Raw genomic sequence first — 3,545 nt, 5'->3', positions numbered from 1 at the left:
GTGCAAAAGTAGTTATCGAGCTGCTTGCAATTGAAGATGTCACTCCAAGGGAGGACATCTTCGAAGACCTAGAGAGTGCCGACGCAGTGGAGCGCGCCACTAGGCTGAGCGGCCGGTTCGACTTTTATGAAAATGGCATAGCTGCAGATAGTGTTCTGCAATTCGTGTCTGACCTTTCAATCACCTGCACAGTGCGAGATAGGCACAACGTTGTCTTCAACAATGAGGTCATGTCGCCATCAAAGGCAGCACAGCAAGCCAAAGTTCTTCTTGGAGGCAAGAGCCATGCAATGCAGGGCCCAATTTATTGGCTCTATAACGGAGAGACGATATCGAGTATTCGAGATCAGCGACTCGATGAGCAGGGTGAACAGCTAGCCGAGTAGGTGAAACCGCTCAAAGAATGCCGCCAGCTTCTCAAATACCCTCTGCTTCTGGCTGCTGTATTCGCTGTCTGGGGCGAACATGTTTACTGCTGGGAGCATTCGAGACACGGCTGTTCCCTCGAGCCTCAGCTCACCAGTCTTGAAAGCCTGCTCCATGAGGACGTGCGCTCTTGCGGTGTCTAAGCTCTCATCCTCGATGATCTGCTCGAGCTCCACTTGTTTTTGCTCTGAGATGAATTTTGACCAATAGCTCTCTACATTGGTGTCAACGGAGATGTCCTCAACAAACCGCTGAATCAGGTCCTTCTTACTCCTCAAGCTGTAACTGGAGTCGACAGCGCGTTCAATCGCAACTCTAATTTCCTTGTCAGCTTTGTCGTCTCCGGACTTTTCTTGAAGTGACTTTACGAGCATCAAGATGTAATCGACATTTATCTCGATCTGCTTGACTAGCTCCAGTTCAAAGACGATGTCATCCAGAATTGACTCCTTATCGGGGTCAATCCTGGGCTGCAAGACATTTCTAAGTTCTAGGTAAGTGCTTTGGTAGTCCTGTCTCTGAGCTTCAGACAGTAGCTGTGCATCTTGAAATTCATCGAAAGAAGCCAAAATGTTAGTCAAGCGGAGAATGCCGTTGTAGAGGTTGATGAACTCCCGCTGATCCTCCTCGCCAGCAGGAAGGTCTCCTGGCCTATAGCTCTCGAGAAGCCTGGCAACTAAGCCTTGATACTCGCCGTAGTAATCAGCAAAAGGTTTGAGAAGAACAATGCCGCCAGCATTCTTGTTTCCAAAAAGAGATATAGCCTCGGTGGTCTCGGATTCAAGATCTCGAAAGCACACGATGTTGCCATAGGTCTTGACGCTGTTGAGAATTCGATTTGTTCTCGAGAAGGCTTGCAGAAGGCCATGCTGACGGAGGTTTTTGTCTACCCAAAGGGTGTTCAGAGTTGTGGCGTCAAAGCCGGTAAGGAACATGTTGACAACAATTACTAGGTCAAGCTCTCTGGACTTCAATCGCTTGGTGAGGTCTTTGTAGTAGTTCTCAAACCCATCGGATCCCGTGTCAAAAGAAACACCGAACATCTGGTTATAGTCGCCAATCGCAGACTCGAGGAAGTCTCTTGATGACTTATCAAGCTCCCCTACTTCAAACCCCTCTTCCGCCAAGAGGCCGTCTGGTTCCTCCTCATTCGGGGCGTAGCTGTAGATCGTGGCAATCTTGAGTCGAGTCTCTTCAGGCTTGTCAGCCTGAGCACTCCTAAATGCCTGGTAGTAACGCTTTGCAGCCTCAATAGATTGCGTCGCAAGAATGGAGTTGAACCCATTCAGCCTTCGATCTTGCAGGGAGTAAGAATCATTGCGTCTAGTCTTCTGATCAAAGTGCTCGATTATGTAGCCAACGATTTTTTCCATACGTTCAGGCGCCAGTAGCGCCCTCTCAGTGTCAATGGCCTTCACCTGTTTGTCGGCAAGTTGCTCAGGAAGTTTGACCGTGTTTACGTAATCAACCCGGAAGGGCAGCACGTTTTTGTCTCGGATGGCGTCAACGATTGTGTAGGTGTGTAGCTTTTCGCCAAAAGCTTGTTCAGTGGTTCTGAGGTTCGGATCTCCGCCAGCCATGGAGTTTGCAGCAAAGATTGGGGTGCCGGTAAAGCCGAAAAGGTTGTAGTTCGAAAACGCCTTGCGAATCTCTCTGTGCATGTCGCCAAACTGAGAACGATGGCACTCGTCAAAAATCAAGACTGTGCGCAGTTTCGTGACATCAGACTTCTTGTTGAGCTTGATGTAGCGACTAAGTTTCTGGATTGTCGTAACAATAATTCTCGAGTTGCGATCCTCAAGCTGTTTCTTGAGAACGGCCGTATTCGTATTTGAGTTGGCAGCGCCGTCTTCAAAACGGTTGTATTCCTTCATGGTTTGGAAATCGAGGTCTTTTCGGTCAACGACGAACAATACTTTTTCAACCTCGGGTATTCGACTGGCCAATTGAGCGGTCTTGAAGCTGGTCAAAGTCTTACCTGACCCGGTGGTGTGCCAGATATAACCACCCGCATCTAAAGTGCCCAGGGTCTTTGAATTTTGGCTAACCGTTATCCGCTGCAGAATTCTCTCTGTTGCGACTATCTGGTAGGGCCTCATTACCAAAAGCTCTTGGTCTGCAGTAAAGACGCAGTAACGAGTCAACACGTTAAGCAGGGAATGCTTGGCAAAGAAAGTCTTCCCAAAGGCCATCAGATCAAAGATGGGCTCGTTACTGGCATCAGCCCACCAGCTGGTGAACTCATAGGAGTTTGAGGTCTTTTTTGATTTGACTCCGCCTGATGCCTCTTTGACGTGAAGCTCTCTAACAGTGTTGCTGTAGTACTTAGTAAAAGTTCCATTTGAGATCACGAACAGTTGGACATACTGGAACAGCCCGGACCCGGACCAGAAACTATCCCGCTGATAGCGGTTGATCTGGTTGAAAGCCTCTCGGATATCCACACCCCTGCGCTTTAGCTCAATGTGAACCAGGGGCAACCCATTCACCAGAACCGTCACGTCATATCTATTTGCCCGGCTGCCCTCAGCCTCGTACTGGTTGATTACCTGCAAGCTGTTGTTGTGGATGTTCTGCTTGTCAATTAGGTAGATGTTCTTGGTTTCACCATTGTCACGCTTTAGAACTTGGATGTAGTCCTCTTGAATCCGACGAGTCTTTTCAATGATTCCGTCTTTTTCACCAGAGACACTTGCAAGAAAGAACCTCCCCCACTCCCCATCAGTGAACTCATATTTGTTCAGCTTCTCCAGCTGCAACCGCAGGTTAGCCTTCAGGTCCTCTTCTTGGGTAATGGCAAGGTATTCATAGGCCTGCTCTCTTAGAAGAGCAACAAATGCTTTCTCTAGATCAGCCTCTGACTGATAAGCAGCTGCCTTGCGGTCCTCTTGCGAATACTCAGCAACAACCGTGCTCTCAGAACCAACTGCTATGGGATCAAACTTCTGAATACTCATGCTGCTTCAAGTTCCTTGAAGGTGAGGAGCTTGTTTCTGAAGTACTCGTATTGTTTACGGCGGGCTGCTATTTCGGCAGGTAGGCCGATGGTCAGATCTTTTACAAGTTGTTGCGCAGGCAATATTTTTTGAACCAACTTGTCTTGGGTGGAAACCGAAGGG

2 protein-coding genes are annotated in these 3,545 nt (G+C 48.5%); one reads left to right on the top strand and one right to left on the bottom strand.

The annotated features are described in order from the left end of the window. On the top strand, positions 1 to 386 hold a 386-nt coding region (locus tag WAO31_RS01435), incomplete at its 5' end, for a hypothetical protein (protein ID WP_509589327.1). Here the strand turns inward: WAO31_RS01435 and WAO31_RS01430 are convergent. Then, positions 375 to 3,383, bottom strand: coding sequence for a type I restriction endonuclease subunit R (locus WAO31_RS01430; protein WP_509589325.1), 3,009 nt, complete (start codon positions 3,381 to 3,383; stop codon positions 375 to 377). The genes WAO31_RS01435 and WAO31_RS01430 overlap by 12 nt on opposite strands. Positions 3,384 to 3,545 lie beyond the last annotated feature (162 nt).

Origin of the sequence: Rhodoluna sp. (genome assembly GCF_049276775.1) — a bacterium.
GTDB lineage: Bacteria > Actinomycetota > Actinomycetes > Actinomycetales > Microbacteriaceae > Rhodoluna.
Note: the sequence above shows the minus strand (reverse complement) of the source record. Positions and strands in the feature narration are given on the sequence as shown.

What these genes read in the sequence shown, in the direction of transcription:
- WAO31_RS01430 (WP_509589325.1), bottom strand. Translation starts at nt 3,383, where the DNA reads ATGAGTATTCAGAAGTTTGATCCCATAGCAGTTGGTTCTGAGAGCACG.